The organism is uncultured Zoogloea sp. (genome assembly GCF_937894855.1).
Taxonomy (GTDB): Bacteria; Pseudomonadota; Gammaproteobacteria; order Burkholderiales; family Rhodocyclaceae; genus Zoogloea; species Zoogloea oryzae.
In genome coordinates this window covers 1-5802 of record NZ_CALAYQ010000135.1, presented here as the reverse complement: position 1 = coordinate 5802, position 5802 = coordinate 1, and the positions used below count along the sequence as shown (strand labels likewise).

Annotated in this window: 4 protein-coding genes and 1 pseudogene; all 5 read left to right on the top strand. The window is 64.2% G+C overall.

From position 1 onward, the window contains the following. Window positions 1–20 precede the first annotated feature (20 nt). On the top strand, window positions 21–2843 hold the full coding sequence (gene infB, locus Q0672_RS15390; protein ID WP_153160267.1) for a translation initiation factor IF-2: 2823 nt from the start codon (window positions 21–23) through the stop codon (window positions 2841–2843). Window positions 2844–2846: 3 nt separating this feature from the next. Then, window positions 2847–3272: a 30S ribosome-binding factor RbfA gene (gene rbfA / locus Q0672_RS15385; protein ID WP_153160266.1), complete on the top strand. Its 426-nt coding sequence runs from the start codon at window positions 2847–2849 to the stop codon at window positions 3270–3272. A 45-nt stretch (window positions 3273–3317) separates the two neighbouring features. Further along, the gene (gene truB / locus Q0672_RS15380) at window positions 3318–4235 is read left to right on the top strand and encodes a tRNA pseudouridine(55) synthase TruB (protein WP_153160265.1); all 918 of its coding nucleotides are present in this window, start codon (window positions 3318–3320) and stop codon (window positions 4233–4235) included. Between the two features lie 74 nt (window positions 4236–4309). Beyond that, window positions 4310–4579: a 30S ribosomal protein S15 gene (gene rpsO / locus Q0672_RS15375; RefSeq protein WP_153160264.1), complete on the top strand. Its 270-nt coding sequence runs from the start codon at window positions 4310–4312 to the stop codon at window positions 4577–4579. 196 nt (window positions 4580–4775) lie between these two features. Continuing rightward, a pseudogene (locus Q0672_RS15370) lies at window positions 4776–5802 on the top strand (polyribonucleotide nucleotidyltransferase); the annotation flags it as partial.

Here is a 5802-nt window from a genome sequence, read left to right as displayed (position 1 = left end):
GTAATACCCGGAGGTTCAAGATGGGACAGACAACCGTTACACAATTTGCCGGCGAACTCAAAATGCCGGCCTCCGTGTTGCTCGAGCAGTTGCAGAAGGCCGGCGTCGACAAGGTGCGTGAATCCGACCTGCTCTCCGAGCAGGACAAGACTCGCCTCCTCGATTTTCTGCGTCGCGCTCACGGCGAGACGGCAGCCAAGTCGAAGATCACGCTGACGCGCAAGCAGACCAGCGAGATCCGCGCAACCGACTCCACCGGGCGTGCTCGCACGGTGCAGGTCGAGGTTCGCAAGAAGCGCACCTTCATCAAGCGCGACGACGCTCCGCTGACCGAAACGCCGGCTGGCGCGACTGTCGCCGAACAGCTCGAGCCGGTGGTCGAACCCATCGTTGAAAGCGTGGCCGAGCCGGTGCCGCAGCCGGAACCGGTTGTCGTGGCGCCGCCGCCGGCACCCGAGCCCGAGCCCGTGGTCGAGGTGGTTCCCGAGCCGGAACCCGAGCCGGTTGTCGTGGCGCCGCCGCCGGCACCCGAACCCGTCGTCGCCGAAGTCAAGCCCGAGGCTCCTGCCCCGGTTGCCGCTCCGTCCGAACCCGCCAAGCCGAAGGGCGAGACTCGTCCGTCGACCCCGGTTCGCCGTGTCGTGGCCGGTTCGATCCTGAGCGCCGAGGAAAAGGCTTCCCGTGAACGCGAAGCCCAGCGCCACGCCGAGCTGGTTGCCCGCCAGGCTGCCGATCTGAAGGAAAAGCAGGAGCGTGAAGCCCGTGCCCGCGCCGCGATGCTGCAGCGCGCTGAAGACGAAAAGGCTCGCGTCGCTGCCGCCGAGAAGGCGAAGATCGAAGGTGAGGCCGCGCCGAAGTCCGGCACGCTGCACAAGCCCGCCAAGACCGAAGACAAGGGCGTCCGCAAGGACGTCAAGAAGGTCGTCAGCAAGGAAGTCCCCGCCGACGCCAAGCGTCGTGGCGGCATCAAGACACGTGGCGACACCACCGGCGGTGCCGGCGGCTGGCGTGGCGGTGGCCGTAGCGGCGGTCGCGGCAACGGTCGTCATCAGGAAACGACGGCTTTCGTCGCCCCGACCGAACCGATCGTGCGTGAAGTCCACGTGCCCGAGACCATCTCGGTCGCTGATCTGGCCCACAAGATGTCCGTGAAGGCCATCGAAGTGATCAAGACCCTGATGAAGATGGGTTCCATGGTCACCATCAACCAGGTGCTGGACCAGGACACCGCGATGATCGTCGTCGAGGAAATGGGCCACAAGGCGCTCGCCGCCAAGCTGGACGATCCCGATGCCTTCCTCGAGGAAAACGTCGAGCACAAGGATGTGCCGCTGGAGCCTCGTGCGCCGGTCGTCACCGTCATGGGCCACGTCGACCACGGCAAGACCTCGCTGCTCGACTACATCCGGCGCGCCAAGGTTGCAGCCGGTGAAGCGGGCGGCATCACCCAGCACATCGGTGCCTACCACGTGGAAACCGAACGTGGCATGGTGACCTTCCTCGACACCCCGGGTCACGAAGCGTTTACCGCCATGCGTGCCCGCGGCGCCAAGGCCACCGACCTTGTCGTGCTGGTGGTTGCAGCCGACGACGGCGTGATGCCCCAGACCAAGGAAGCCATCCACCACGCCAAGGCGGCCGAAGTGCCCCTGATCGTGGCGGTCAACAAGATCGACAAGCCGGGCGCGAACCCCGAGCGTGTGCGCCAGGAACTCATCGCCGAAGGCGTGGTTCCGGAAGCCTACGGCGGCGACACGATGTTCGTCGAAGTGTCCGCCAAGACCGGCACCGGCGTCGACGACCTGCTCGAAGCCATCCTGCTCCAGGCCGAAGTGCTCGAACTCACCGCGCCGCGCGAAAGCATGGCCAAGGGTCTGATCATCGAAGCCCGCCTCGACAAGGGCCGCGGCCCGGTGGCGACCCTGCTGGTGCAATCCGGCACGCTGCGGCGTGGCGACGTGGTGCTCGCCGGCGCGACCTTCGGTCGTGTCCGTGCGATGCTCGACGAGAACGGCAAGCCCATCGATGAGGCTGGCCCGTCGATTCCGGTCGAGATCCTCGGCCTGTCCGAAGTGCCGGGTGCCGGTGACGAGGTCGTGGCCCTGGCTGACGAACGCAAGGCGCGTGAAATCGCCCTGTTCCGTCAAGGCAAGTTCCGCGACGTCAAGCTGGCCAAGCAGCAGGCCGCCAAGCTCGAAAGCATGTTCGAACAGATGGGCGAGGGCGAGGTCAAGTCGCTGCCGCTCATCATCAAGGCCGACGTGCAGGGCTCCCAGGAAGCGCTGGCCCAGTCGCTGGTCAAGCTGTCCAACGAAGAAGTCCGGGTGCAGGTCATCCACGGTGGTGTCGGCGCGATCAGCGAATCCGACGTCAACCTGGCTCAGGCTTCCGGTGCGGTCATCATCGGCTTCAACATCCGTGCCGATGCCAACGCCCGCAAGCTGGCCGAGACGTTCGGCGTCGATATCCGCTACTACAACATCATCTACGACGCCGTGGATGAGGTGAAGAGCGCGCTGTCCGGCATGCTGGCCCCCGAAAAGCGCGAGCAGGTGCTTGGTCTGGTCGAAGTCCGTCAGGTCTTCACGATCTCCAAGGTTGGCACCATCGCCGGTTGTTACGTGCTGGAAGGTCTGGTCAAGCGGAACGCCCAGGTTCGCGTGCTGCGCAACCACGTGGTCATCCACAGCGGCGAACTCGAATCGCTCAAGCGCTTCAAGGACGACGTCAAGGAAGTCAAGTTTGGCTACGAGTGCGGTCTGCAGGTTCGCAACTTCAACGATCTGGTGGAAGGTGACCAACTCGAGGTCTTCGAAATCCAGGAAGTCGCCCGGACGCTCTAAGCCATGCCCAAGGAGTTTTCCCGTGGCCAGCGCGTGGCGGAGCAAGTCCGCCGCGAACTGGCCGAACTGATCCGCCTCGAAGTGAAGGATCCCCGCGTCGGTTTCATCACCCTGACCGACGTGGAGCTCACGCCGGACTACGCCCACGCGAAGGTCTTCTTCACCTCGATGACCGGCCAGGAAGGCCTCGACGAGATCCTGCGGGGTCTGCGTCGGGCTAGTAGTTTCCTGCGCCGGGAGCTCGGCCGCCGCGTGCGCATCCACACGCTGCCCGAACTGCATTTTGTCTACGACCCGTCGGTGGAAACCGGCAACCGGATCTCGGCGCTGATCGACAAGGCTGTCGAGTCTGATCGTCACTACGCCGATGACGCGGGTGAAGGCGAGGGCGACAAGCCCGCCTCCGACGCCCCCGATCCGTCCCGTTGAGTCTCCAGGCACCGCGCCTGCGGTGCCTTTTCAGGAATTCCCCGTTTGGCCAAGCCCCCTCAGCGACGCATTCCGCGCCGTGCCGTGCATGGCGTGCTGTTCCTCGACAAGCCGACCGGCATCAGCTCCAACAATGCGCTGCAGAAGGCCCGCTGGCTGCTGAACGCGGCGAAGGGCGGCCACACCGGCACGCTCGACCCGATGGCGACCGGCCTCTTGCCGCTCACCTTCGGCGAGGCGACCAAGTTCTCCCAGACTCTGCTCGACGCCGACAAGGCTTACGAAGCGACGGTGTTGCTCGGTGTGACCACCACCACAGCCGATGCCGAAGGCGAGGTGCTGGCCCGCTGCCCGGTGGATGTCACCGATGCGGCCCTTGCCGAGGCGATCGACCGGCTGCGCGGCGACATCGAACAGGTGCCGCCGATGTACTCGGCGCTCAAGCATCACGGCAAGGCACTGTATGAATATGCCCGTGAGGGCGTCGAGATTCCCCGTGAGCCGCGACGGGTTACCATCCATCGCTTCGACCTGCTGTCGCGGGATGGTGACAGCCTGGTGGTGCGCGTGGAATGCAGTAAGGGCACCTATGTGCGCACGCTGGCTTCGGATCTGGGGGCATTTCTGGGTTGCGGGGCGCATCTCACCGCCCTGCGGCGGACGCGGATCGGGCCGTTCGATCTGAATGGCAGCATCTCGCTGGCAGAACTCGAAGCCTTGCCGGCGGAGGATAGGGAAGGGCGTCTGGCGCCGGTGGACGCGTTGCTGGGGCATCTGCCGCAGCTCGCGTTCGATGCTGTCCAGACCCGCAGTTTCACCCACGGCCAGTCGGCTGCGGGGATCGAGGGGGTGGTTGGTGCGATGTACCGGGCCTACGACGGCACGCGTTTTCTCGGTGTGGGGACGCTTTCCGAAGGCGGGCTGCTGGTGCCGACACGTTTGATGGCCACCGGAAATCAATGAAATGTCTTGAGTAATCCTGCGCGCGGTTGGTATAATCGCGCGCTTCGCAAGGCTACAACTAACCGAGTTAAACAATGGCAATCTCCACTGAACAAAAAGCGCAAATCGTTGGCGACTACCAGCGCGCCAAGGGCGATACCGGTTCTCCGGAAGTGCAAGTCGCTCTGCTTACCGCCCGCATCAACGATCTGACCGGCCACTTCAAGGCTAACGTCAAGGACCATCACTCCCGTCGTGGTCTGCTGATGATGGTGAGCCAGCGTCGCAAGCTCCTCGACTACCTGAAGCGCAAGAACGTCGACAGCTATCGCGAGCTGATCTCCCGCCTCGGCCTGCGCAAGTAAGCGGATAGAAGTAGCTTCGTTACCGAACATGACAATCCTGCCGAACGCGCAGGGCTGGTCATGGGCACAGCCGGTGTAAGTCCGTGTGGCTTCGCCGGCTTTGTCATATCTGTGCGCCAGAGAAAAACGGCGTTTTTACCTCGGCTACGCGCGCGGTTGTGGTTTGCCGCCTGCCGATTGAATGAAAGGACATCCCTTGCCTACCGCAATCAAGAAGAGTTTTACCTACGGTTCCCACACCGTCATCCTGGAAACCGGCGAAGTTGCCCGCCAGGCCCATGGTGCCGTGCTCGTCAATGTTGACGACACCGTTGTGCTGGCGACCGTGGTTGCCGCCAAGAATGCCAAGCCGGGCCAGGATTTCTTCCCGCTTACCGTTGATTACGTTGAGAAGTTCTACGCTGCCGGCCGTATCCCCGGTGGTTTCTTCAAGCGCGAAGGCCGTCCGACCGAGAAGGAAACGCTGACCTCCCGCCTGATCGACCGTCCGATCCGCCCGCTCTTCCCGGACGGCTTCTACAATGAAGTCCAGGTCATCGTCCAGGTCGTCTCCCTGAACCCGGAAGTCGACGCCGACATTCCCGCGATGATCGGCGCCTCCGCCGCCCTGGCGATCGCCGGCATCCCCTTCGCTGGCCCGATCGGCGCCTGTCGCGTGGGTTACGCCAACGGCGAGTACATCCTCAACCCGACCGCCACCCAGCTGCAGACCAGCCAGATGAACCTGGTGGTCGCCGGTACCGAAACCGCCGTGCTGATGGTCGAATCCGAAGCCCTTGAGCTGCCGGAAGACGTGATGCTGGGCGGCGTGGTGTTCGGCCACACCCAGATGCAGGCCGCCATCAACGCCATCAACGAACTCGTTGAGGTTGCTGGCAAGCCCGAGTGGGACTGGCAGCCGCCGGCCAAGGATGAGGCCCTGATCGCCCGCGTCACCGAAATCGCCGCCGCCAAGATCGAGGATGCCTTCCGCATCACCGCCAAGCAGGAGCGTTCCCAGCAGCTGAAGGCTATCGGCGACGAAGTGCATGCCGCCCTGACCGCTGAAGGTCGCGAGTACGACACCAACACCGTCAACAACATCATCTTCGATCTGGAATCGAAGGTGGTGCGTGGCCGCATCCTGTCGGGCGAGCCGCGTATCGACGGCCGTGACACCCGCACCGTCCGCCCGATCGACATCCGTGTCGGCGTGCTGCCGCGTACCCACGGTTCCGCGCTGT

Bases quoted from the DNA above. Each gene is read 5' to 3' on its own strand.
- infB (WP_153160267.1), top strand. From the start codon at position 21: ATGGGACAGACAACCGTTACACAATTTGCCGGCGAACTCAAAATGCCG.
- rbfA (WP_153160266.1), top strand. From the start codon at position 2,847: ATGCCCAAGGAGTTTTCCCGTGGCCAGCGCGTGGCGGAGCAAGTCCGC.
- rpsO (WP_153160264.1), top strand. From the start codon at position 4,310: ATGGCAATCTCCACTGAACAAAAAGCGCAAATCGTTGGCGACTACCAG.